Origin of the sequence: Acinetobacter sp. WU_MDCI_Abxe161 (assembly GCF_025514355.1) — a bacterium.
GTDB classification, from domain to species: Bacteria; Pseudomonadota; Gammaproteobacteria; order Pseudomonadales; family Moraxellaceae; genus Acinetobacter; species Acinetobacter pittii_E.
Window position 1 is genome coordinate 33,466 of record NZ_JAHPTU010000013.1, and the last position, 23,271, is coordinate 56,736.

Annotated in this window: 25 protein-coding genes, 1 tRNA gene and 3 pseudogenes; 20 read left to right on the plus strand and 9 right to left on the minus strand. The window is 37.6% G+C overall.

Annotation, left to right across the window (positions count from 1 at the left end; genetic code table 11):
* Positions 1-136: 136 nt before the first annotated feature.
* Positions 137-622 (minus strand): Lrp/AsnC family transcriptional regulator, encoded by a 486-nt coding sequence (locus tag KTI78_RS14030; RefSeq protein ID WP_224992494.1) that lies wholly within the window; start codon positions 620-622, stop codon positions 137-139.
* A 363-nt stretch (positions 623-985) separates the two neighbouring features.
* Between KTI78_RS14030 and KTI78_RS14035 the strand changes: the two genes are divergently transcribed.
* The 3 genes and pseudogenes from KTI78_RS14035 to KTI78_RS14045 all read left to right on the plus strand — a co-directional run bounded on the left by KTI78_RS14035 (position 986) and on the right by KTI78_RS14045 (position 3,801).
* Positions 986-1,753, plus strand: a complete 768-nt coding sequence (locus tag KTI78_RS14035; protein WP_262446444.1) for a class I SAM-dependent methyltransferase — start codon at positions 986-988, stop codon at positions 1,751-1,753.
* A gap of 282 nt (positions 1,754-2,035) precedes the next feature.
* The gene (locus KTI78_RS14040; RefSeq protein ID WP_016141636.1) at positions 2,036-2,374 is read left to right on the plus strand and encodes a hypothetical protein; all 339 of its coding nucleotides are present in this window, start codon (positions 2,036-2,038) and stop codon (positions 2,372-2,374) included.
* A gap of 865 nt (positions 2,375-3,239) precedes the next feature.
* A pseudogene (locus tag KTI78_RS14045) lies at positions 3,240-3,801 on the plus strand (TetR/AcrR family transcriptional regulator).
* A gap of 53 nt (positions 3,802-3,854) precedes the next feature.
* On the opposite strand, the gene KTI78_RS14050 reads toward KTI78_RS14045, so the two are convergent.
* Positions 3,855-4,796, minus strand: coding sequence for a metal-dependent hydrolase (locus KTI78_RS14050; RefSeq protein WP_016141634.1), 942 nt, complete (start codon positions 4,794-4,796; stop codon positions 3,855-3,857).
* A gap of 295 nt (positions 4,797-5,091) precedes the next feature.
* Positions 5,092-5,325 (minus strand): DUF2171 domain-containing protein, encoded by a 234-nt coding sequence (locus KTI78_RS14060; RefSeq protein WP_016141633.1) that lies wholly within the window; start codon positions 5,323-5,325, stop codon positions 5,092-5,094.
* A 249-nt stretch (positions 5,326-5,574) separates the two neighbouring features.
* Between KTI78_RS14060 and KTI78_RS14065 the strand changes: the two genes are divergently transcribed.
* Genes KTI78_RS14065 through KTI78_RS14080 form a run of 4 tightly spaced genes read left to right on the plus strand, consistent with a single transcriptional unit; the run spans position 5,575 to position 8,585 of the window.
* Positions 5,575-6,588 carry an acyl-CoA dehydrogenase gene (locus tag KTI78_RS14065; protein ID WP_262446446.1) on the plus strand — a complete coding sequence of 338 codons (1,014 nt, stop codon included), beginning with the start codon at positions 5,575-5,577 and terminating at the stop codon, positions 6,586-6,588.
* Complete coding sequence (locus tag KTI78_RS14070) at positions 6,576-7,370, plus strand: PIG-L deacetylase family protein (RefSeq protein ID WP_262446447.1); 795 nt, start codon at positions 6,576-6,578, stop codon at positions 7,368-7,370. Before KTI78_RS14065 ends, KTI78_RS14070 begins: the two co-directional genes overlap by 13 nt.
* The gene (locus tag KTI78_RS14075) at positions 7,345-7,944 is read left to right on the plus strand and encodes a class I SAM-dependent methyltransferase (protein WP_262446448.1); all 600 of its coding nucleotides are present in this window, start codon (positions 7,345-7,347) and stop codon (positions 7,942-7,944) included. Before KTI78_RS14070 ends, KTI78_RS14075 begins: the two co-directional genes overlap by 26 nt.
* Positions 7,941-8,585, plus strand: coding sequence for a glycosyltransferase (locus tag KTI78_RS14080; RefSeq protein WP_239969056.1), 645 nt, complete (start codon positions 7,941-7,943; stop codon positions 8,583-8,585). Before KTI78_RS14075 ends, KTI78_RS14080 begins: the two co-directional genes overlap by 4 nt.
* Before the next feature lie 4 nt (positions 8,586-8,589).
* Here the strand turns inward: KTI78_RS14080 and KTI78_RS14085 are convergent, their stop codons facing one another.
* Positions 8,590-8,952 (minus strand): DUF3592 domain-containing protein, encoded by a 363-nt coding sequence (locus tag KTI78_RS14085; RefSeq protein WP_262446450.1) that lies wholly within the window; start codon positions 8,950-8,952, stop codon positions 8,590-8,592.
* A 242-nt stretch (positions 8,953-9,194) separates the two neighbouring features.
* Between KTI78_RS14085 and KTI78_RS14090 the strand changes: the two genes are divergently transcribed.
* Positions 9,195-10,448 (plus strand): mechanosensitive ion channel family protein, encoded by a 1,254-nt coding sequence (locus KTI78_RS14090; protein WP_016141627.1) that lies wholly within the window; start codon positions 9,195-9,197, stop codon positions 10,446-10,448.
* Positions 10,449-10,602: 154 nt separating this feature from the next.
* Here KTI78_RS14090 and KTI78_RS14095 read toward each other — a convergent pair whose 3' ends face one another.
* A complete protein-coding gene (locus KTI78_RS14095; protein ID WP_262446451.1) occupies positions 10,603-11,841 on the minus strand; it encodes an MFS transporter in 1,239 nt (412 codons plus the stop codon).
* Positions 11,842-11,951: 110 nt separating this feature from the next.
* On the opposite strand from KTI78_RS14095, the gene KTI78_RS14100 reads away from it, so the two are divergent.
* The 5 genes and pseudogenes from KTI78_RS14100 (at position 11,952) to KTI78_RS14115 (ending at position 15,306) form a co-directional block, all read left to right on the plus strand.
* A complete protein-coding gene (locus tag KTI78_RS14100) occupies positions 11,952-12,398 on the plus strand; it encodes a winged helix-turn-helix transcriptional regulator (protein ID WP_262446452.1) in 447 nt (148 codons plus the stop codon).
* A gap of 85 nt (positions 12,399-12,483) precedes the next feature.
* On the plus strand, positions 12,484-12,813 hold the full coding sequence (locus tag KTI78_RS14105; protein WP_239975756.1) for a hypothetical protein: 330 nt from the start codon (positions 12,484-12,486) through the stop codon (positions 12,811-12,813).
* Positions 12,814-13,026: 213 nt separating this feature from the next.
* Positions 13,027-13,128: pseudogene (locus tag KTI78_RS17670) on the plus strand (hypothetical protein); the annotation flags it as partial.
* Between the two features lie 570 nt (positions 13,129-13,698).
* A complete protein-coding gene (locus KTI78_RS14110; protein ID WP_262446454.1) occupies positions 13,699-14,292 on the plus strand; it encodes a DUF4142 domain-containing protein in 594 nt (197 codons plus the stop codon).
* 384 nt (positions 14,293-14,676) lie between these two features.
* Complete coding sequence (locus KTI78_RS14115) at positions 14,677-15,306, plus strand: hypothetical protein (RefSeq protein ID WP_262446455.1); 630 nt, start codon at positions 14,677-14,679, stop codon at positions 15,304-15,306.
* Positions 15,307-15,455: 149 nt separating this feature from the next.
* On the opposite strand, the pseudogene KTI78_RS17645 reads toward KTI78_RS14115, so the two are convergent.
* Positions 15,456-15,724, minus strand: a pseudogene (locus tag KTI78_RS17645) (site-specific integrase); the annotation flags it as partial.
* Positions 15,725-15,898: 174 nt separating this feature from the next.
* A complete protein-coding gene (locus tag KTI78_RS14120; protein WP_262446488.1) occupies positions 15,899-16,831 on the minus strand; it encodes a LysR family transcriptional regulator in 933 nt (310 codons plus the stop codon).
* Between the two features lie 98 nt (positions 16,832-16,929).
* On the opposite strand from KTI78_RS14120, the gene KTI78_RS14125 reads away from it, so the two are divergent.
* Together KTI78_RS14125 and KTI78_RS14130 are read left to right on the plus strand one after the other, a co-directional pair.
* Entirely contained in the window at positions 16,930-17,364 is a 435-nt protein-coding gene (locus tag KTI78_RS14125) for a DMT family transporter (RefSeq protein WP_262446456.1), read from the plus strand.
* A gap of 9 nt (positions 17,365-17,373) precedes the next feature.
* Positions 17,374-17,832: a DMT family transporter gene (locus KTI78_RS14130; RefSeq protein ID WP_262446457.1), complete on the plus strand. Its 459-nt coding sequence runs from the start codon at positions 17,374-17,376 to the stop codon at positions 17,830-17,832.
* A 125-nt stretch (positions 17,833-17,957) separates the two neighbouring features.
* On the opposite strand, the gene KTI78_RS14135 is transcribed toward KTI78_RS14130, so the two are convergent.
* Together KTI78_RS14135 and cysS are read right to left on the minus strand one after the other, a co-directional pair.
* Positions 17,958-18,033 (minus strand) — tRNA-Gly (locus tag KTI78_RS14135).
* A gap of 63 nt (positions 18,034-18,096) precedes the next feature.
* The gene (gene cysS, locus KTI78_RS14140) at positions 18,097-19,518 is read right to left on the minus strand and encodes a cysteine--tRNA ligase (protein WP_262446459.1); all 1,422 of its coding nucleotides are present in this window, start codon (positions 19,516-19,518) and stop codon (positions 18,097-18,099) included.
* Between the two features lie 213 nt (positions 19,519-19,731).
* Between cysS and KTI78_RS14145 the strand changes: the two genes are divergently transcribed.
* The 5 genes from KTI78_RS14145 to lptB are packed head-to-tail and all read left to right on the plus strand — an operon-like array spanning position 19,732 to position 23,116.
* The gene (locus KTI78_RS14145; RefSeq protein ID WP_224992514.1) at positions 19,732-20,709 is read left to right on the plus strand and encodes an SIS domain-containing protein; all 978 of its coding nucleotides are present in this window, start codon (positions 19,732-19,734) and stop codon (positions 20,707-20,709) included.
* Positions 20,710-20,712: 3 nt separating this feature from the next.
* A complete protein-coding gene (locus tag KTI78_RS14150) occupies positions 20,713-21,252 on the plus strand; it encodes a KdsC family phosphatase (protein ID WP_016141540.1) in 540 nt (179 codons plus the stop codon).
* 37 nt (positions 21,253-21,289) lie between these two features.
* Complete coding sequence (gene lptC, locus KTI78_RS14155) at positions 21,290-21,838, plus strand: LPS export ABC transporter periplasmic protein LptC (protein ID WP_262446461.1); 549 nt, start codon at positions 21,290-21,292, stop codon at positions 21,836-21,838.
* On the plus strand, positions 21,822-22,370 hold the full coding sequence (gene lptA, locus KTI78_RS14160) for a lipopolysaccharide transport periplasmic protein LptA (protein WP_002122334.1): 549 nt from the start codon (positions 21,822-21,824) through the stop codon (positions 22,368-22,370). The genes lptC and lptA overlap by 17 nt, the downstream gene beginning before the upstream one ends.
* Positions 22,370-23,116: an LPS export ABC transporter ATP-binding protein gene (lptB, locus tag KTI78_RS14165; RefSeq protein WP_009389082.1), complete on the plus strand. Its 747-nt coding sequence runs from the start codon at positions 22,370-22,372 to the stop codon at positions 23,114-23,116. The genes lptA and lptB overlap by 1 nt, the downstream gene beginning before the upstream one ends.
* Positions 23,117-23,271: the final 155 nt, after the last annotated feature.

Consider the following 23,271-nt stretch of genomic DNA (forward strand, 5'->3'; position numbering starts at 1 on the left):
CAGGCTGTAATCATAGATACAGAATTTTTTAAAAAAAATATAACAGAGTCTAAATCTGTTATATTTTTTAGCTTTTCTACTGATAAAAATTTTAAAATCAATGAATTAAATAATTGTCTTTAACTGTTTAATGCATTTATTCAATTAACATTAAATCTGCTGTATTGGCAGATTTGAGAGGTCGTAGAGCAAAGGTCGAACGGGTGTGTCGAATTCCTTTAATCGAGTAAAGTTTCTTCCTTAAAAACCGTTCGTAATGGTCAGCATCTTTGACTGCCACTTTAACCAGATAATCATAGTCACCTGTAACGAGATGAGCTTCAACGACTTCCGGTATGTCAGCTAATGCTTCGCTGAAATTCTCTAGCATTTCATCGTCGTGGCGCTCTAAAGTAATCTCAATAAAGAATACTTCATGAATCCCAATCGCTTTGGGGTTTACGTTTACCGTATATCCTTCGATAATTTTTAAAGTTTCCAGACGTTTTAGTCGTGTCCAGCATGGAGAAGATGAAAGACCGACTTCTTCGGCCAATTGAGCAACGGTTAAACGGCCATTTCCACGTAATGCAGATAAAATTTTCCGATCTATACGATCTAGTACGTATTCTGTTCTGTTCAAAATATAAACCAAAGAAGAATCTTCTGATAAATCTAAATATACTTTATTTTTATGCTGCGAACATTTAAAAATATTAAAAAATACAGGAAACATTTTGAGCAAAAGGTACCTACACTATTTCTATGCATCAAACCTTCCTGGATAGAGGTTGAGATGGAGCAAAGAGCACTGTTTCAGTAAGGGTGACTAAACAGTGCTCTTTGCGGATTTCTTATAAATTGTTAAATCGATTTTGATGAATGGGCATAACGTATTAAAACAAATTAAATAATAACTTTTATTTATTAATTGAAGAAAAACTAATCATTATTTTTTATCTAACTTTTCCTTTATGTTAATTTCATTGCATATAGGAGCAAGGTTATGATCACCCAGCACGATATAAACCAAAAACAATATCAAAATAAATCTATCGATTATTTAAACAGCCAAGCTCATTCTCAAGGAATTGAATTTAATAAATTTATTAATGAAGTTCAGAAAATTGAAAAGGCTGTGGTTCTTGATTTAGGCTGTGGTGGTGGTCATGTCTCTTATAATGTTGCTCCACATGCTGACCTTGTTTTTGCTTATGATCTATCTCATGAAATGTTAGATACAGTCTCTAAGGCCGCCAGTCAACGTAAATTAAAAAACATCTTTGTGCAGCAGGGCATTGCTGAAGATATGCCTTTCAGTGATCAGCAGTTTGATGTGGTCATTAGCCGATATTCAGCTCATCACTGGCAGCATGTTCCGGCGGCTATGAAAGAAGTGAACCGTGTGCTTAAGCCTGATGGTATTGTTATTTTTGTAGACATTATCAGTTCTAGCTCTCCAATATTAGATACGTTTTTACAGACCATCGAAACCATTCGAGACCCAAGTCATGTACGAAACTATAGTGTCAAAGAGTGGGTCTATTTTATCGAAGATGCAGGCTTTGACTTGGTGGGTTTAGATAAACAAACGCTTGCGTTAGACTTTGATAGTTGGGTAAAGCGTATGAAAACGCCTGAAGATCAAATCAAAACTTTACGCTATTTACAGGAAGGTTCATCTGACCTTGTGAAAAAATATTTCAAAATTCAAAATGACGGTAGCTTTGAAAGCCATGTGGGTTATTTTGTCTTTAAGAAACTAGGTTTTTAAAGCGCTGAAATGAGTACGGGTTTTAGCAGATTAGAAATCAATTAAATATTGCTAAAACTCTTTTCTTGAATAACTTGGATTATATTAAAGATCGCTATAAAACAATTTAATATTATTTTTGATAAAAATTAATCACCCAATTTTATTAAGGTGATTAAGTATTCAAAAGAGAAGGGGTTTTATCCTATTTTCTTTATTATTAATAGACACTTATAAATAATTATTATTTAATACGCCCGCAATATTATCACTAATACTTTTAATAACTTTTTCGGGGAAATAATGCGTAATTTTTTAGTAACGATTTTTACTTTATTCGTAGCAACATCAATTTATGCTGCTCAAGAGTCTAGAAATCTTTTAGAGCAAACACAGTGTGAGAAAGCAGTAGAGCTACATGGTTTTTTAAGCCGTGCTCAACTCGATTGCAACTATCACTATTATTCAGAAGAGTTAAAGGATGCTGCTGCAAAATGTACTAAACATGATCTTGGCGAAAAATACGGTAGAGAAGTCATGAAATTTGGTATGAAGGAGTTTGAAGAGCGCAAGAAAGAGGACACTCAGGGCCACTTTTGTCATAAGGTTTTAAAAGAGTTTCCAAAATATATTAAACAATAAAAAAATAAGGTTTTAAAAACCTCTTCTAGCAAGCCGATAAAATGGATTTAATTATTCATTTTATCGGTATATCACAGCATATAATTTAAAATAAAAAATAAACTTTAAGAATCCACCTAATATCACATTGACACTTAAAATTTCTCTTATTATTCTCTGCGGCGGAACGGGAGGGGGACATCTTCGGATGTGCTGATTTTTGGGTAAATCAGTCTGCTAACCCTCTTTTGTTCTATTATTATTTTTACTAAATAATGAATTTCTAATGTAGTAATAAAATATTCTAATCCAATGAAAAATAATATTTATTCAATTATTTTCTATCCAATATCACATTGACACTCTAAACCCCTCCGATTATGCTTTGCCTGCTGGCCACATTGCCAGTCGACTTTGACAGGTCGGATAGCCAACGCACACGAAAAAGTCTCTCTTTTTTGTGGGCATCCCTGCGTGCCCCCTCTGCGGTGGAACGGGAGGGGGACACCTTCGGGTGTGCTGATCTTTTGGCTATCAGTCTGTCAACCTTCTCTCGTTTCACCACCATTATTTGACAGTAATGTAGTGAAGCTTCTTTATAGCCAAAGGAGTCCGCTCATGCGTACTATTTCTTCTTTATTGGCCTTTGCCAAACTCCCTCTATTCATACCGTTTAAATACTCTATCAATGGGTTTAATCGACTCTAGGTTTTTTACGCCTTAAGAATCGTTACGACTAAAAATCATAGCAACAATAAAACCCGAGATAGGTGAGCACGCCGTTTTGGTACTGCTTATTCATGTCTGTTTTTAGCACTCATTTTAAGAGTGGCGGCATTTCTATCTCTTTTATATACAACAAAAAATTATTTTAAGCGGTATATCTATGCCAAATTTACAATCTTCCTTTACAGCATTAAGAGTGCTTCACACAGCAAAAGACTTATTTAATCAAGATGGGTTTCAAAAAATCGGTGTTGATCGAATTATTGCCGAAGCACAAGTGTCTAAAACTACGTTTTATAAAATCTTCCATTCAAAAGAACGGCTCATCGAGATGAGTCTCACTTTTCAAACTGATGCACTCAAAGTAAAAGTACTTTCAATTTTCAATTTTCAATTCCTACAATGAACAAATGGTGCTCGATAAACTGAAGGAGATTTACTTTCTACATGCCAATTTAGATGGTTTTTACCGTTTGCCATTTAAGGCAATTTTTGAAATTGAAAAGCTTTATCCAGTTGCCTATAAAATTGTGGTCGACTACAGAAACTGGTTTATTAATGAAATATATAAGCTGCTTTTAACGCTCAAATCGACCGCTTCGGTCCAAGATGCCTATATGTTTTTATTTATGATTGATGGGGCGATGGTGCAGCTTTTAGGCACAAATAGTGTAGATGACAGATCAAGGTTATTAGATTATTTCTTTTTAAACTTGGCTTAATCAGATAAAAACTTAAAAAAAGCCCCAATTCAGGGGCTTTTATTTCAGAATGTTTAACTTAATGACACAGATTTTGCAGAATGCATTCCTTCAAAATATTGGACCGCAGGCGAGCGAGCCATATAAGCTAAAGCTTGCGCGGTGTCTCCCTCATGAAGCGGATTAAATTTTGGAGAAGCCCATCTTAATGTCGCTTTCCATAAATATTTTATGGTCGGTAAGTTGTCTGAGCGAGTCGCAGTTTTTTCAAATTCACGAATAATTTTGAAGTAGCCACGGCGCATTAGTTTTTGAATATCCTCGTGCTCTAAATCCTGCTTACCTAGACTACGGGCAAAGTCAGCAAGGAAGTAAATAAACAGTGGGAAAACCGCCGCCATAATCACTTGGCGCGACACATAAAAACCAAATTTATTTGTTAAGAGATGCTCAAATAAATCGTAAGCAACACAGCGATGTTCAACTTCTTCAGCCAAATGCCAACGGAACAAATCTGCCATAGCAGGGTCGGCTTTGTCCCACGTCTTACTGTCGAGTGTCCACTGGCCAATGGTGCCGGTAAAGTGCTCAATTGCGGCAATCACACCTACTCGGAAAAGTAGCCAATATTCATCTAGCTTTTCACCTTTTAAAAAAGGCATGCCTAAAGGTTTGTCACCCAATAAAATGTTAAAAACAAAATGGGCACGGTTGAGTGTCTCTTGAATGTCGTAGCCATTTTCACGTAAGAAGTCCTGTGCTTTTTCATGGGCACGTGCATGGGCTGCTTCTTGGCGGACAAATCCAATCACTTCTTGTTTTAGTGTTTCATCGGTAATCAAGGGCAGGGTTTTATTAAACACACGGCAAAACCAAAACTCACCAGCCGGCAAGAGCATGTTAATGCCATTGGCGACATGAGAGCAGAGAGGATCATTTGGCATCCAGCAGACGGATGACTCCGCAAAATCAAAATGTACTTTTCTTGCTTTAAGCTGATGATTCCCTGTGAGCATATCCGTCACCCTATTCATAATTGTTTATTTAATGCGAATGGGTCATTTTTAGCATTCAGTCAACTTAATCACCATGTGCTTAAGGGACAAAAATATCCCTTCAATGGTTTGTTCAGATAAAAAGCATTGTCACTTCGTGTTTTTGAAGCTTATGCAATAAAAAAGGCTCCTTAATAAAAAGGAGCCTTCATTTTTATCATTTAGGCCTAAAATAATTTAAGCCTACTCATTTATTTTTATAGTGAAATATTTTAATTATAAATGACCACGGTGAATAACTCGCCGTGCTTCAAGCCTAGATTGCTTGCCATTGCTCTTTAACTTCTTCTGAATTTTTATTCAGAATGACTTGGTTTTCTTTCACTTCCCCAATCCATCCAGTAGGGATAAGGTGATGTTGGCCACTTTCATCTCGGGTGAGTTTGAGTTGGTTCTCACCATCAAGATGATCGACAGTTCCTACTTTTGTGCCACATGAAGCAATGACATCAGCATGTTTTTTAATATCATTAATATTTAAAGTATTCATTTTGGACCTCTTCTTTGGAAATAGAAAAACGGTAGAAACTAAATTACTTTAAATAATCGCTTAAATGTTGGGTTTTTAATAAACCTTACATGATCGGATTATAAGTTCACTTAATAAGAATATTTGGATAACAATGAAATAATTGGATATAAAACTAATATTATTTTTCTTTTTATTACAATTTACGTGTTTATTTAAACAGAAATGTTTAGTTATGGTTGAGTTAAGTCTTATAAATAATTATTTGCAATGAATATCAAAATACCTATAAACATGACGATATTGAGTATCTTGAATGAATTTGAAACTGCCTCAGCTGAAGTTAAAAGTAAGCTGCGTATTAGTTTGCTCTATCAATTAATCAATGTAGCGAAAAATTTACCTCATCCAGCTTCGGGGCAGACTTATCAACGTTGGCAACTTTTTGGGCAGATTGCTGGGGTTGATTTAAGTCTAGCTAAGTTTTTTGAATCTCATTGCGATGCCTTAAGCATTTTAAATGAATTGGGTTATCAACAAGAAATAGATAACAAGACTTGGGCGGTTTGGGCAGCCGATGGCGGGCCAGCGCCTTTGCAAGTCACTAATGACCTTTGTAATGGCATCAAACCGTGGTGCTCTGGCGCGGAATTTATCCAAAAAGCTTTAATGAGTTATAAAGATCAGCAAGGACAGGCGCAGCTTTGTATTGCCGACTTAAGTCATCCGTCAATCACTACCGATTTAAGCCACTGGCAGGCTGTAGGCATGCATGCAACACAGACCGCGCAAGTAACTTTTAAAAATACGCCTGTTACGGCAATAGGTCAGCCAAATAGTTATTTAAAACGTCCAGGTTTTTGGCATGGGGCAGCAGGTGTTGCGGCCTGTTGGTATGGTGCCGCCGTGCGCTTAGCGGGTTATTTGCAAGAAAATTGTCAGGCAAATCCTAATCCGTATAAAAAATTGTATTTAGGCGAGGTCGCTCAGCAATTAGAAATCACCAAACACTATTTTCAATATGTTGCCGAGTTAATTGACCATAAACCAATGCTAAGTCATGAACGGGAAATACGCATATTACGTGCCCAAACAGAGCAATGTTGTCTGGGCATTATTGAACGAGTCGGGAAAGCTTTGGGCGCGCGTCCTTTTTGTGAAGATGCAACATTTGCTCAGCTCATGGCAGATTTGCCTGTGTTTATACGACAAAGTCATGCTGCTTTTGACTATGAGCAAATTGCAGAACTCTGTGTGTCGGAGCAAAGCCTATGGGAACTTTAAAACATCCTTTGGTTGAAGACCGCATTATTTTTGGTGAGGGCACGGCCAAAGAGCAATGGTTAAATGCATTTAAAGATGATCCACTAGCGCCTTTAGATCTTGAGTTATTTCGTTATAAAAGGGTGGTGATTGTCGCTCCACATCCTGATGATGAAGTGCTTGGCTGTGGCGGGTTAATGCAGCAACTGATCACATTGAATTGTAAAATAGTGGTTTTAGCTGTGAGTAACGGCACACAAAGCCATCCTAACTCTACAAAATATCCTCCAGATCAGCTCAATATTCTTCGTCCGCAAGAAAGCTTGGCGGCCTTAAATTGTCTAGACGTAGCAGAGTCAACCGAGCATGTAGAACTTAATTTGTTAGATGGTCAGATTCATTTGCAAACCGAGCAACTCTGGCAGTGTCTAGATCAGATGGTGCAAGCCAACGATATTCTAATTTGTAGCTATGAATTTGATGGACATCCAGACCATGAAGCAGTAGGTAAAACCGTACAAGCCTATGCAACTACGAAACAACTCCTATGTTTACACGTATTAATCTGGGCTTGGCATTGGGCAAGGCCTTTAGATTTCCGAATTGATTGGCACCGAGCAAAAGCGTATTCCTTAACACAAGAACAGCTAACTAAAAAACATCAAGCAATTTTGCAGTTTAAAACCCAACTAGAAGCAGATGAAAGCACGGGGAATGCCGCAGTGCTATCTCCAAGTGCGATTAATCGTCTTTTAATGCCTTATGAGGTTTATTTGAGTGATTCATTCTCGCATGTACTTTGAAGATTTATATCGTCATAACAGTGATCCATGGGGCTATGACGCTCACTGGTATGAAGCACGGAAAAGACAAATTTGTCTCGCGCTGCTGACAAAGCCTCGCTATCCAAAAGTGCTAGAAGTCGGCTGTTCAAACGGACATTTAAGTTTTCATTTAGCGCAAAGAGCTGAGCAATTGGTATGTATAGATGTTTCTGAGAATGCTGTTCGTTTGGCTTCTGAGCGTTTAAAAGAATTGGAGCATGTTGTTGTTGAAAATAGAAAAATACCCGAAGACTACTCAATTCAAAAATTTGATCTGATTTTAATTAGTGAGATGGCCTATTACTTATCGAAGGATGAGTTACATCAGTTTATTGAAAAGTTAAAACATAGTTTAAATGATGACGGTGAAATTTTGTGTTGCCACTGGCGTCATGAAATTCAAGATTTTGAGTTGAACGCTGAGCAAGTCCATCAAGCTTTTCAGCAACATTTTCCATTTCATCACTATCTCAGCTTAACCGATCCAGATTTTATGATTGATCTATGGACGGCGAACACTTCCTCTTTAGCACAGCAGGAAAAACTAAGATGAAAATAGGTATCGTCATTCCCGCGCATAACGAAGAGTACTATTTATCTGCCTGTCTGCAATCTATTCAGGTGGCGATCGATAACATCGGTGGTTATGACGTAGAAGTGCTTGTTGTACTCGATAGCTGTACAGATCAGTCGCGTTTGATCGTACAAAGCCATCAAATCAATTGGATTGAATGCGACTATGCATGTGTTGGGCAAGCAAGAGACTTAGGTATTCGCCATTTAATTGAAAGAGGGGTCACATGGATTGCTTGTACCGATGCAGACACCGTGGTCAGCCCTGATTGGCTGCGCTATCAAATCCAGCATCAACCGACAGATGCCATTTGCGGCACTGTAACGCTCGATGATTTTAGTCATCTCTCTATCACTAAACGACAAAAATATTTAGCACACTATAAAGATGAGATGGACCATGCGCATATTCATGGAGCAAATTTAAGTTTTAGTGCAGAGGTCTACCTTTTGGTCGGTGGCTTTGAGCCTATTTCATGTCATGAAGATGTGTCTTTAATCAAAAAATTGCTCAAGCATTGTTGCAATATTACTTGGAGTAATCTGGTGCGAGTAACAACGAGTAGCCGCTTAAATGGACGTGCACCGCAGGGATTATCGTATTTTTTAAATAATCTCTAATGACTTAAAGCATGACCTCGCCCAATATTGAAATGTTCATTAAATTTTTAGGGTCATATTTAATATTGATAATGCTACCGACTTTATATTTATGATGATTTTGTTTAGCAACAAGCACCTTTAGATTTTCAGTCATGATTTGGCCTTGCTCAGTTTGGAATTTCAATTTGATATAACATAAAGGGCGATATTGCACCTTAGCTAATGAGTCCTGAAAATATACGACCTCAGCAGAAGTCATTATTCCTCGTCTATAAATTAAAAATTTATGAACCAGACTTTTAAGAAAAAAGACCCAAGCGATATAGAGAAAGAATAAGCTGAACCAGACCATTCCAATAAAAGTTAAAAAATCGGAAAATTTCACTCATTCAAACCAAAGCTACTTGTTTAACGTATTATTCTAAAGGAACAAATAGGTTCGATCTACTTTATATAATCGGACTGAACCATAAACTTAAGAAGCTTTAAAATTAATAGATCAAAATTAAATTTAAGCAGGGTATATAACTTAGTTGTTGTATTTATGACTACATATGTAAACAAACCTTATGATCAAATGCCTTAGCCCTTAAAATTAGTGAAAATAAAGTGTTAAGGTGTATAGGTTTGGATTTTTTAAATTTTTTTCGTGATATTCGGGGTGAGTTAAGCCAATATCCTTGGCTAGAGATGTTTGTTTCACTCACTATTTTGATTTTATTTGCTGCAATTGCAAATTTTATTGCCAAACGCATTATTGTTCGGGGCGTTCGTCATTTAGTTACAAAGCTCAAATCACCAAATCAGTCTATTTTTGCTCAGCATAGCGTTATACAGAAATTTGCAAATATTGTTCCTGCTGTTGTGATTATGAATGGTATTGCAACGGTTCCTCATCTATCTCCAAAGTTTATTACTTTTGTAGAGATGGCTGCACAAGCATTTATTTTCCTAACTTTGGCGCTTACGGTCAGTGAAATATTAAATATCTTTAACCTTATTTATCAACGTAACCCAAAATCTAGAAATAAGCCAATTAAGGGTTATTTACAGCTGGTTAAACTCATTTTATTTGTGGTTTGTGGTCTCATGATTTTGGGAACATTCCTTAAAAAGGATGTGTTCACTTTACTTGCAGGCTTCGGGGCGATGGCAGCAGTATTAATGCTGGTTTTCCAAAACACTATTTTGTCATTAGTCGCGAGTGTCCAAATCGCTTCTTATGACATGGTGCGTATTGGCGACTGGATTGAAATGCCATCTCTAAATGCTGATGGTGATGTAATTGATATTTCATTGCATACAGTGACTGTTCAAAATTTTGATAAAACCTATACCACTATTCCAACCAATAAACTCGTTACCGATACTTTTAAAAACTGGCGAGGCATGAGCAATTCGGGTTGTCGCCGTATGAAGCGTTCACTCTTTCTTGATCAAAGCAGTGTACATTTCATGACTGATGACGAGCAGCAAAAATTAAAAGAGTTTTTATTATTAGACCAATATCTTGATGCGAAACAATCTGAAATTGAAGAATTTAATAAGCAATTAAGCAATCAATCTCGTTATAACAAGCGCCGTTTAACCAACATTGGTACATTTAGAGCCTATGTTGAATTTTACTTGCGCCAGCACAAGGGCATTGCTCAAAACCAAACGATTATGGTTCGCCAGTTACAACCGACCAGCCAAGGTTTACCTTTAGAAGTCTATGCATTTACCAATACCATTGCATGGGTTTCTTATGAAGCAATTCAGTCAGATATTTTCGATCACTTAATTGCGATTCTTCCTGAATTTGGTTTACGCGTTTACCAAGCACCGTCGGGTCATGATTTGCAAAGATTAACGACAGAAATTAGCCCAACTGAAGTTTAACTGCCATATTAAATGTAAAAGTTGTTTCACTAAAAGCTCTCACTTTGAGGGCTTTTTTAATTTTTGTATTGGACTTAAACCTCCTCAATTTTAATGCATCTGCTAGAACTTAAAGAACCTTTGTCAGATCCAGTCTTATTCTATTTATATATTTTTATTGTTTAGTTCTAACGTGAGGCACAATACGTCGTGTCATCCACCAAAAGACTAGAGCTAACAAACTGACACTTGCACCTAAGGCACATACGCCAAACCATCCAGCATAGGCGTAAGTGGCTGTAGTACTGATTGCACCCAAACCACTACCGACTGCATAAAAGAGCATGTATAGCCCGACAAGCCGGCTATGCGCTTCTGGACGAGTACGAAAAATCATACTCTGGTTAGTCACATGTAGAGCCTGTCCACCTAAGTCTAGCAATACGATACCTATTACTAGTGCCCAAAGCGAGTAACCCATAAGTGAAAGTGGGCCCCAAGCGAGCAGTAATATTACAAGTGCTGCCACGCTTGTACGCTGAGCATATCCACGATCGGCCCAGTAACCCGCACGTGCGGCAGCCAGAGCGCCGACAACCCCGACGAGTCCAAAAGACCCAATTACAGTATGCGAGAAGTTATATGGTGGCGCACTCAACGGTAATACCAACGCACTCCAGAAAATATTGAAGGTCGCGAACATGAGTAAAGCTAAAACTCCGCGCATTTGGAGTACTTTTTCTTGGCGCAGCAGTTTGAACATGGATGCCAGAAGTTGCGGGTAGCGCATGCTAACAGGCTGAACATTTAAATGAGGGAGTCGTTTCCAAAGTGGCAATGCAATCATGAGCATGATAATGGCGGCGCAAAAGTAAACGCCGCGCCAACCCGTCACATCACTAATTCCACCTGAAAATACACGAGCAAGCAGTAAGCCAATGAACACACCACTTTGTGCAGTACCGACTACATGTCCTTGCTCATGTGGAGCAGCAGCACTTGCAGCATAGGCAATAAGTCCTTGTGTCATGGCTGTGCCGAGTAAACCCACGGCAAGCATTCCCATTAAGAGAACAATTGTAGAGTGAGCAAAGGCAACTATTAGCAATGCAGATATTAAAGCCAGTAACTGCATAGCCATTAATCGACGCCGATTTACAAGATCACCCAATGGCACTAAAAACACCAAAGCTAGGGCGCACCCTATTTGAGTGGCTGTAACTACACCGCCAATGGCGGCATGACTAACATTAAAGTCTCTAGCCAATATGTCGAGCAAAGGCTGTGCATAGTAAACATTTGCTACGCTTGCACCACTTGCAATAGCAAACAGCAAAATTACTCCGCGAGGCATGCTTGAAAGCGGTTTATCACTTTTGGCGTGTGAAGTAGAAGATGCAAGAGAAGCTTTCATGGCCTAAATCCACTTAATCTAGTTTTAAAATGCAACTAGTTGAATATTAGACCTGCTAGTTTTAAAATGCAACTAGGTAACTTGTTTCGGATAATTTGTAGGGAAATCTGATGGCAAACTCAACATTGTTAAAAGACGAGCCTTGTCCTGTTGCGCGCTGCGTCAATCTCATTGGAGATCGGTGGTCACTGCTTATTGTGCGGGATGCTTTTGATGGAATGCGCCGTTTTGGAGATTTCCAGCGCAGCTTGGGCGTTGCGCGAAATATACTTTCTGACCGGCTGAAAAAGTTGGTGGATGCAGGTGTTCTCGAAATGCAAGATGCTTCGGATGGCACGGCCTATCAAGAGTATGTGTTGACAGCTAAAGGAGAGAGCTTGTTTCCTGTGGTTGTAGCTTTACGACAATGGGGAGAACAGAACCTATTTGAAAGTGGTGAGCGCCACTCTCTGTTAATTGATAAAAATACAGGTCAGCAAATTCCATTTATGGCACCCGTCTCAGCAGATGGAGAAGTGCTAAACGCTTCTGACACTCAAGTGCAAAAGGTGAAATAAAATAAGAGAAAACAAAAATAACCTTTTTTAACTTAAATTTAGGCTGATTAGTTGATAACCTTGCGCGTCAAATTAAGGTGAGATTATGAGATTTATATTCCTCTTTATAAGCGCAATTTCAATTCAATGTTATGCAGCATCCGAAGCAATGGAACTTCATTACTGTGAAACTGTGAAGAAAGCAGCAAGTGGCGTGATGGATGCGAGACAACATGAAGTGCCAGCTAAAGAGTTACATGACATCGCCAATCATCTTGAAGAGCAACAAGCCAAAAAACTTTATCAAGAGCTTATCAAATCTGCATATTCTTCAAAGCTATTTGAAGACCCTCTCATCAAATCAAAAGCTGTCGAGAATTTTCAAACCACTTGGCATGAACAATGTTTGGCAAAAGACTTGGCTAAAAATATTTGAGTGTTAGGGGGAAATGGCTAGCTTAGGTTGGAAGATAGAACTTTATTTCTTACTTACCTCTTAGTTATAAAAAGCCCTCGGAATTTCAGAGGGCTTTTTGTTGTGTATAAGTTAGGGGTAAATTATTTAGCTATGTGAGATTAAGAAATTGGCAAATTCATACTCTTCTGCAGTTAAAAGTGTTGATTCGAGGTTAATTTCTTCTCGTTAACACTGGCTAAGCGCGGTAAAGAAGGAGAGAAGGTTTTAGTTCGAGTTCTTAATATCATGCAAGGCCAACGTTACATCGAAATTTGTGAGCGAAATCCTACCTAAGAGCAATTCTTTTATGGTTGGATCGCTAACCGCGTTTCACTATGAAGGTTCTGATTTCGCTGTGTATTCTACTTTCAGGATGCATAGCTCATACGATATCTATAAAAGTGCATGTCACTGTTTGTGTGTGCAGTGTGTGAATTAAAGACTTTAGGAGAACGCTTTTTTATAGATGGGCGAATAAGTTAAATTGGTTTAAATTTTTTTTAAATATATTTAATTCTAGCTTTAGTATCTATAAGTTAATATAACGAGCTTTATTGTTATTTTCGTAAAAATAAAAAATAAAAATTGTTTTTAAGTTAATGTTTTTTAAAATTATATATATTTTATATTTACATTAATAAGATTGGATACAGATGTATGATTCATTATTAAATTTATATCATCTACTTTAAATAAGCTATTAACCCTTTGCGAAGAATATTCAACGAGCGGTATAAATATGATTGATTGAAATAAAGAATAAATAACCCCAATCTTGAATTTACAAGTTGGGATATAGATTGGAAATGTGAAAAAACTACCCATAGGTAGAAATACTCATGAATTAAGTTAAAGGATATTGGTATGAAAGCTATTTTAACGAAGAAAATTATTAGCTGTATCGCAATTAGTGGTGTTTTAAGCTTCAGTGCATTTGAGATTATGGCAGCGAATCAACAAACTATAAATGATGGGAAGAATCAATCTAAAATATTAAATGAAAACCATGAAAATTTGACTGATAGTCAAATTTTGAAGATATTAAGTACAGCTAATAATGGTGAAATTAAGCAGGCAAAAACTGCGTTGCCAAAACTAAAAATGGATGAAGCTAAGAAATATGCTGAAATGATGATTAAAGAACATTCAGCCAATGAAAAAAATGCACAAGCGTTGGCAAGTCGATTACAGTTGATTTCACAAACCAGTAATCTTAGTAAATCATTGCAAAATGATAGTGATAAAATTGTTAGTAAGCTTAATCAAATAACATCAGATACTGATAAAAATTATATGATGAGTCAAGTTAAAGTTCACCGTAAAGTTTTGACGATAATTGATAAGCAGTTAATACCAAACACGAAAAGTTCTGAATTAAAAAATATGCTCGTACAAACACGTGATGCTGTTGCGAAACACCTAAAAGCAGCTGAAGATATATTTAAAAATATGAAATAATATATAATTATTATCTTTTAAAAATACTTTTAAAAAGCCTAGTATTAATTAACTAGGCTTTTTTAAATTGCATATACATAAAATCATAATTTCCTGTAGGGTAGTTTAAAACTAGAATGTTATGGGTGATGTTTAATCTAGCGAAATATAATAATTATGGGATAAAGGGTGATATAATTATGAAGATTATTTAAATAAGAATTTTTATTGATGAGAAATAATTTCTTTAATTAATAACATCTCTTTACTTAATAGGGGTATTTATGAAACATAAATAACCTAAAGGTGAATTATAATAATAATTATCAAGCATATTTCAAAAGTTCTTTTAATATTCTAGCTCTTTTGAAAGACACTAGATTTTAAAATATAGGGAGTAAGAAAATGGTAAATACAAAACACTCAAATTCAGATGGTAATTATACGACTCAAAAAGAGCCATCTTCTAATGGTAATGTATCAAATAGCAAACCATTACAAGACATTTCATCCACAATTGATAATGCTCGTCCAGATTTAAACTCTCCACCGACTAATAACAATCATGTACCCGATATGAATGAAGGGGGAGAGAATTTGGTTGCTACAGGTGCAGGAACCTTGGGAGGAGCGGCGGTAGGTGCTGCATTTGGTGTTGTTGGCGGCCCTCCAGGTGCTGTTGTTGGGGGGATTATTGGTGGTGTGGTAGGGGCAATAGCAGGTAATGATATAGCTCAAACAAATAGCCAAAAAGATGATGGTAATGACTGGCAAGAAGAAGATAATTATTGGCGAGAAAACTATAAAAAAATGCCATATTATACTGAAGACAAGAATTTAGAATATGATCGTGATTATCAGGCTGCTTATCGTTTAGGTTATGAAAATCGTGTACATAATAATGCAGAAATTAATTTTTCCGAGGTTGAATCTAAATTGAAAACTAAATGGGAACAAGTTAAAGGCAGTTCACGTTTACAGTGGGAGGAAGCTAAATTTGCTGTAGAAGATGGATTGAAAAAAATTCATCCTTAATTCATTTAATACTTAGAAAGTCTCCTCAATGGGGGAGACTTTGCGATAATATACTTTTAAGCTAATCTTTAATTTTAAGCCAATTTTTAATTTCAATATCAATAAAAACTTAATGATGGGTTTAATCATAAAATATTAATTATATTTTCATTATTCTTTAGGCATTTAAGTATTTGAACAATTAAGCGGGCACTCTTCATTTTTCTGCCTTCTTCTTGATAGTACTGTTCAAAAAGGGCATAGAAGGAGATATGGATTTTTTCAGACTCAGGGTTAGCCTGTTGAGATTGTAATTCTAATAATTTTTTTGCGGCCCATTGTTCACACTCACTCACAGTGTCTCGAGTAGCTGTATAAGTTTACCTAAATAACAGACAGTGATGCGCCACGCGTTTCCGCGCTTAACCGGCTTTTGCATAATAACACTCCAAATTTCATGGTACTGCAATGGAAATATAAAGCGCTTTTTAATGCGAATTTTGAATTGACCTATAGACAATAAAAAAACCACTTAATCCTTTCGAATTAAGTGGTCTTTGAATTTTGGAGCGGGAAAGGAGATAGGAACTTGCTGGTGTAATTTCCTTCAATATTATTCTTGCCAATACGGTAGTGAACCATAAACTTCTGCAAAATAGTCAATAATTACTCTAATATTTAATGGGGGATGACGAACATTGGGATAAATTGCTGCAATATGTTGTGGCTGAGGTTTAATAGAAGTCTCGTAATCAGGTAATAGTTTTATTAATTCGCCGTTTTTAAGTGCTTCACCAATTAACCAATCTGGAAATAAAACAATACCCATTCCATTGAGTGCCGCTGTCATTAAACTTTCAGCATTATTTGAAGAGAGCAGCGGATTAATCGGGTAGTGTATCCATTCCCCATTGGTTTCTTTTACTAACCAGCGGTTAGGGCCTTCAAAACCTTTATAAACTAGGCATTTGTGGTCATGTAATTCTTTAGGATCTTTGAGTGTCCCGTACTTAGATAAGTATTTGGGTGAGGCAGCTAAATGATATTTCTGTGTTCCAAAAATACGTGCGTGAAAAGAAGAGTCTGTTAAGGTTCCAATACGAAATATTAAGTCAGTGCTTTCACGTAAAGGATCTATAAATTCATCAGTTTGAATTAATTCTATTTGAAGTTTTGGGTAAAGCTCCGATAGTCCAGTCAGCCACGGGGCAATATGACGTTGACCAAAAAAGACAGGCGCATTAATTCTAACTAAGCCTGATGGTTCAATGGTTTTATCTTGCAAAGCCTTTTGTGCTTCATCAAATTGTTCAGTAATTTTTTTGGCATATTCAAAAAACAATTTACCTGATTCTGTAGGGGTAATTGCCCGAGTATTCCGATAAAAAAGCTGCTGGCCTAACGCATCTTCTAATTGTTGTATTGTGCGAGAAATCATTGAGGCAGATACATCTTCTTTACGAGCCACAATAGAAAAGTTTTGAGCGTTATATACACTTATAAAAAAGCGAAGAGTACGAATATCTATCGAATTTGCTAAATTCATCTGTGCAATTTCTGCAAAAGTGATTCGTGAATTATGCTGTTTTTTCATTGAATTGACTACTCTAGTATTCGTTGCCTAGATAAGTTGAGGCAATGTAGATGCAAATTATATTACTGCTCCTAACAATTTTAGGCGGGATGGGGTTGTCCGTTGAAGCTGGGCTTTTAGGTCCATTGGGAAAGGAAGTGGGTGAGTTGTGGGCAACTTTCAGTATTTTTGGAGTAGGGGCAGCCCTTACTTTTTTATTGATGTTATTTTTTAGTCCACGCAATAGCCCCTCATTTTTTAGTATTCCATCATGGCAATTATTAGGCGGTGTATTAGGACCTATCTATGTGATTATTCTCACTATTACGGCACCTATTATCGGGATCGCCATGACAATGATTGGTATTTTGGCGGGGCAAGTTTTTAAGAGTCTTATTATTGACCATTATGGCCTGCTGGGTACGCCGCGTAGAAAAGTTGATTGCAAGCGCGTTATTGCTCTTGTCTTTATTGTGATAGCACTTTCACTTGTAGCGACTGCATAAGAGGGTAACATGACTATTTTAATGATTTTATTAGCTGTAATTGGTGGTGCTTTATTGAGTGTTCAAGCTGCAATTAATGGTCAACTTGGAAGTAAAGTTGGTGTATTTAAGAGCGCATTTCTAACTTTCTCTGTAGGTGCTTTAATTACAGCATTACTTATTTTTTATTTTGAACCGAAGCAAAGCTTAACTTTATTAGACGTACCCAAATGGCAATTATTAGGTGCAATGTGTGGTGTGCCATATATTGTAATTATGGTTTTAGCCGTACAAAGAATTGGAGCAGCAGTTGCAACAGTTGCAGTTATTTTTGGTCAGCTCTTAATGAGCATACTGATTGATAACTTTGGCTGGTTTGGTAATGAAGTCCTACCTTTTTCAATTTATCGATTAGCAGCGCTCATCTGTTTAGGCATCGCGCTATATTTTATTTATTCGAGTAGTAAAACAAATCAGGTAGAAGCTTGAACGGGGTGTAAAAGCCCTTTTTTAATTGTTACGTCTCGACGATTGTTATTATCTTTGAATATTAATTAAGTGTTAGACAATAAAAAAACCACCTAATTCTTTCGAATTAAGTGGTTTTTGAATTTTGGAGCGGGAAACGAGACTCGAACTCGCGACCCCAACCTTGGCAAGGTTATGCTCTACCAACTGAGCTATTCCCGCAATGTGAGCACATTATAGAGTGTTTCACTAAAGTGTCAACACTCTTGTGATTTAATTGAACATTTAATCAGCACGACGCCAAACTGTACCTTGACGAGTATCTTCAAGCACAACACCTTGGTCAAGCAAAGACTGGCGAATACCATCTGCTTTAGCAAAGTCTTTTGCTTTTTTAGCATCCACACGTTGTTGAATAAAGTCTTCAATTTCAGCATCAGACAAAGCAAGCGCTTCTTGTCCGATATCTGATTTTAAGAAATCATCTACATTGTGTTGTACCAAACCTAAAATGTTGGTGAGGTGACGTAACGTCGAATAAAGAATAGTCGCTTGGTCAGCTTGCTCTTCTTTTACAGCACGGTTTAACTCTTTGTTCAGTTCAAACAATACCGCCATTGCTTCAGCAGTATTGAAATCGTCACACATCGCATTGTTAAAGCGTTCAATAAAGCTTTGATCAAGCGATTCAGTTGTCGTTTGACCATACACTTGTTGATAAGCTTTAAATGAATGATAGAAGCGAGTTAAAGAAGTTTTTGCTTCTTTGAGTGCCACATCAGAGAAGTTCACAGGACTACGATAGTGTGAAGACACAATAAAGTAGCGGATCACTTCAGGGTGGAATTTCTCCATCACGTCGCGAATCGTAAAGAAGTTGCCTAAAGACTTAGACATCTTTTCACCATCAACGTTAATGAAGCCAACATGCATCCAGTAGTTTACATATTGCTCACCAGTCGAAGCTTCACTTTGCGCAATTTCATTTTCATGGTGAGGGAACATTAAATCTGAACCGCCACCATGAATGTCAAAGTGATTGCCTAAGCAGCAAGTCGACATTGCGGAACATTCAATGTGCCAACCCGGACGGCCATTACCCCAAGGGGATGCCCAAGACGGTTCATTTTCTTTCGCATGTTTCCAAAGTACAAAGTCAAAAGGATGTTTCTTTTCAACTTCTACATCAACACGCTCACTTGCGCCAGCTTGCATATCATCAAGCTTACGGCCAGAGAGGCGACCATATTTTTCAAATTTGGTCACTTCAAAATAAACATCGCCGTTTGAAGCAGGGTAAGCAGAGCCTTTGTTGACCAGATTGCCAATCATATTTTGCATCTGATCGATATATTCAGTCGCTTTAGGTGCTTCATCTGGTGCCAAACAGCCTAAGTTCGCTGCATCTTCATTCATTGCATCGATAAAACGAGTGGTGAGTTGTTGGATTGTTTCACCATTCTCATTCGCACGTTTAATGATTTTGTCGTCAATGTCGGTAATGTTGCGAATATAGCGAACTTTCCAGCCTTGACTACGTAAGAAACGAATAATGTAGTCAAATGCAACCATAACTCGAGCATGCCCGATATGACAGTAGTCGTAAACGGTCATACCGCAGACGTACATATCGATGTGACCTTCTTTGCGAGGTACAAATTCAACTTTTTTTCGTTGCTCAGAGTTATATAAAACAAACGGTTGCATAAGGGTTTTCAAACACTCAACAAAAACAGTGTTACATCATAACTGATGCATCATTTTTCACAAAGTTTTATGCAAGAATTTTATAAGCTTGTGAAATCTTATACATTTAAAAACGTGTAGGTGATTGAGTTATGTTAGAATGCCCCCAAATCTTTTGATTAAAATCACCGATCTTCACAAGAGATCAGATCAATTATTTTGAGTCAAACTCGTATGCCCAATCCTACAGATTTCCAAAGCAGCGCATTAGCAACATTGCGTATTGAGCAACAAGCCTTAGACGTGTTAGCAACACAAATTGGTGACAGTTTTAATCGAGCTTGTGAAATATTGTTACAGTGTAAAGGTCGTGTTGTGATTACTGGCATGGGTAAGTCAGGGCATATTGGCCGTAAAATGGCTGCAACTTTCGCCTCAACTGGTACACCTTCTTTCTTTATGCATCCGGGCGAAGCTGGGCATGGCGATTTGGGAATGCTGGTTCGTGGAGATGTTTTAATTGCGATTTCCAATTCTGGAAAAAGTGATGAAATCATGATGTTGATGCCGTTAATCAAACATCTTGGCGTGCCGCTTATTACCATTAGCCGTGATGATAAAGGTCCAATGCCGCAAAATGCCGACATCGCTTTAACTTTAGGCGAGTCTGACGAAGCTTGCCCATTAGGTTTGGCGCCTACGTCGAGTACGACAGCAACTTTAGTTTTGGGTGATGCACTGGCTGTCGCTTTACTTGAGGCACGTGGTTTTACTGCAGATGATTTTGCTCGTTCGCATCCGGCAGGTGCGTTGGGTAAACGCTTACTTTTACATGTAAAACACCTCATGCATACAGGCGATGAACTGCCAAAAGTTTCACCAGATACGCCAATGAATCAAGTACTTTATGAAATCTCTAATAAACGTTTAGGCTTGACCACGATTGTAGATGACCAAGACCATTTACTTGGTATTTTCACCGATGGTGACTTGCGCCGTTTAATTGATAAACAGCAAGGTTTCGATGTGACTTTGCCTGTTTCTGAAGTGATGACAAAGAAACCGTCAACTATTTCTCAAGAAGCACGTGCGGTAGAAGCTCTACAACAGCTTAACCTGAAAAAAATTAGTCAGTTTGTGGTGGTCGATGACCAAAATAAAGTGATTGGTGTAATTAGTATGCATGACCTTATTCAGGCAGGGGTAAATTAATCAATGGCATCTTATGCATTGTTAGAACAAGCACGTCATTTACAGGCATTGGTTCTGGATGTTGATGGTATTTTGAGTGATGGTTTTGTAACGTTAACCAATAGTGGCGATGAAATTAAATCATTCGATATTCGTGATGGTTTAGGCATGAAGCTTGTGCAGCAAGCGAACATGAAAGTCATCATTATTACAGGCCGAAAAAGTAATATTGTTGAAAAACGCATGTCTGACTTAGGTGTAGATCTAGTCTTTCAAGGGCGTGAAGACAAAGGTTCTGCGCTGCGTGAAGCATGTGCACAGTTTAATATTTTGCCGTCTGATTGCTTGTATATGGGCGATGATTGGCCTGATTTATCTGCTTTTGCGATTGCAGGTATGAGTGTTACTGTGCCAAATGGTCATGAAGAAGTACGTCGCCGTGCGCATTTGGTTACGCAATCGATGGGCGGGCGTGGTGCTGTACGTGAGGTCTGTGATATGTTGCTGATCGCAAAAGGCATTTACCAAGAACTTCTTGAAAAATATCTTGCAGTACCGCATTAATAATAAGATTACTTAAAAAGGTAGGCTATTCCTGCTCATGGATACCAGAGTTTTATCAATTGTTGCTGTAGTAGTTGCTGCTATAAGTGGTGGTTATTACTACTATAGTGGCAAGGCAAAAAAACTAGACATTGGTTCTGCGAAGAATATGACATATTCAGCGCAGGGCGTCCATTTGACTCAAACTGATGATCAAGGCAATTTGTATATTCGTGCTGAAGTTCGTCAGCTTGAACAGGATATGCAACAAAAAACATCAAAGTTGGATCAACTCAATGCCTCGATGTATAAAGATGGCAAAGTTGATGCAACGTTCTTTGCAAAACAGGCAAATGGCTACGATGATAACCGTAAAGTTATATTATCGGGCAATGTGGTCGCTACTAAACTTGCGCCACAAGGAAAGATTGAATTCCATACTGATGAGTTAACTGGCTATCCAAAAACCAGAGAAATTGAAACGAATCATCAGGTCGTTGTTCAATCTCCGCAAGGCGATTTTGTCAGCAAAGGACTAAAAGCCAATTTGAATAATGGTCAGTACGAATTTTTTAATATTCGAGGAAAGTATGCACCAAAGTCTTAATTTAAAACGTTCTTCAGCTTTCCTAAAACAAGCTGCGGTAATTACATTCGTTGCTTTATCATCTGCTTCGACTTTTGCTTTACCGTCTGACCGTAATCAACAAATTTCGTTAGTGGCAGACCGTGCAACTTATAATGAGAAAACGGGTTTAACGACTTATACGGGTAATGTCGTGATTGAGCAAGGTACGATGAAGCTTCAAGCCGACTCAATTGTGGCTACTCTAAACTCTAAGCGTGAAATTCAAACGATTACTGCCAAAGGTAGACCGTCTAAATTCCAACAGCAAATTAGTGCAGACAAAGGCGTTGCACGAGGCGAGGGTCAAACCATTGTTTATAATGCAGATACAGGCATTATTACTTTGACTGGCGGTGCATATCTATATCAAGATGGTTCAAGTATTCGTGGTAACTCACTGAAATATAGTATGAATAAAGGCGATGTTGAAGCACAAGGCTCATCATCTAACCGTGTTCAGATTATTATTCCGCCATCAACTTCAAAAAGTTTCCCAGGAGCGCGTGACTAATGCAACAAGCTCTTCAACAACCCCAAACTTTGTGTATTAAGCACTTAGCAAAAAACTATAGTAAACGTTGGGTCGTCAAAGACGTATCTTTTAGTATGCAAAGTGGACAGATTGTTGGTTTGCTAGGCCCTAACGGTGCAGGAAAAACAACAAGTTTCTATATGGTTGTTGGACTCGTGCGTATGGATAAAGGTGAAATTCACCTTGATGATCTTGATATGTCTGATTTGGCGATGCATGAACGGGCACGTAAAGGGATTGGATATCTCCCGCAAGAAGCTTCTATTTTTAGAAAGCTAACAATTGCTGAAAATATTATGTCTATTTTAGAAACACGCAAAGACTTAAATAAGCAACAGCGCCAGCAACGTCTTACTGAATTATTGAATGACTTTAAAATCAGTCATATTAAAGATTCATTGGGCATGAGTGTGTCTGGTGGTGAGCGCCGTCGTGCTGAAATTGCACGTGCATTGGCTGCTGATCCTAAATTTATGTTACTTGATGAACCATTTGCCGGTGTCGATCCAATTTCGGTTGGTGATATTAAAGATATTATCCAGACCTTAAAAGATCGTGGTATTGGTGTACTCATTACTGACCATAACGTACGTGAAACTCTAGCAATTTGTGAACGTGCATATATTGTGAGTGAAGGGGCTGTAATTGCCGAAGGCACGCCACAAGAAATTCTGGATAACGAACAGGTACGTAAAGTCTACTTAGGTGACGATTTTACAGTTTAAATAAAAAAGTTAATCTGTTTGGCTAAAAAGAGGTCAGTGCCTCTTTTTAGTTTTTTTATATTTATATTTAAAAAACAATAAATTATCCCAAACAATTGATGAAAAAATAATGTGTGAATTATTCCTTCATTTATGCTTCTTTATGCAAAAAAATA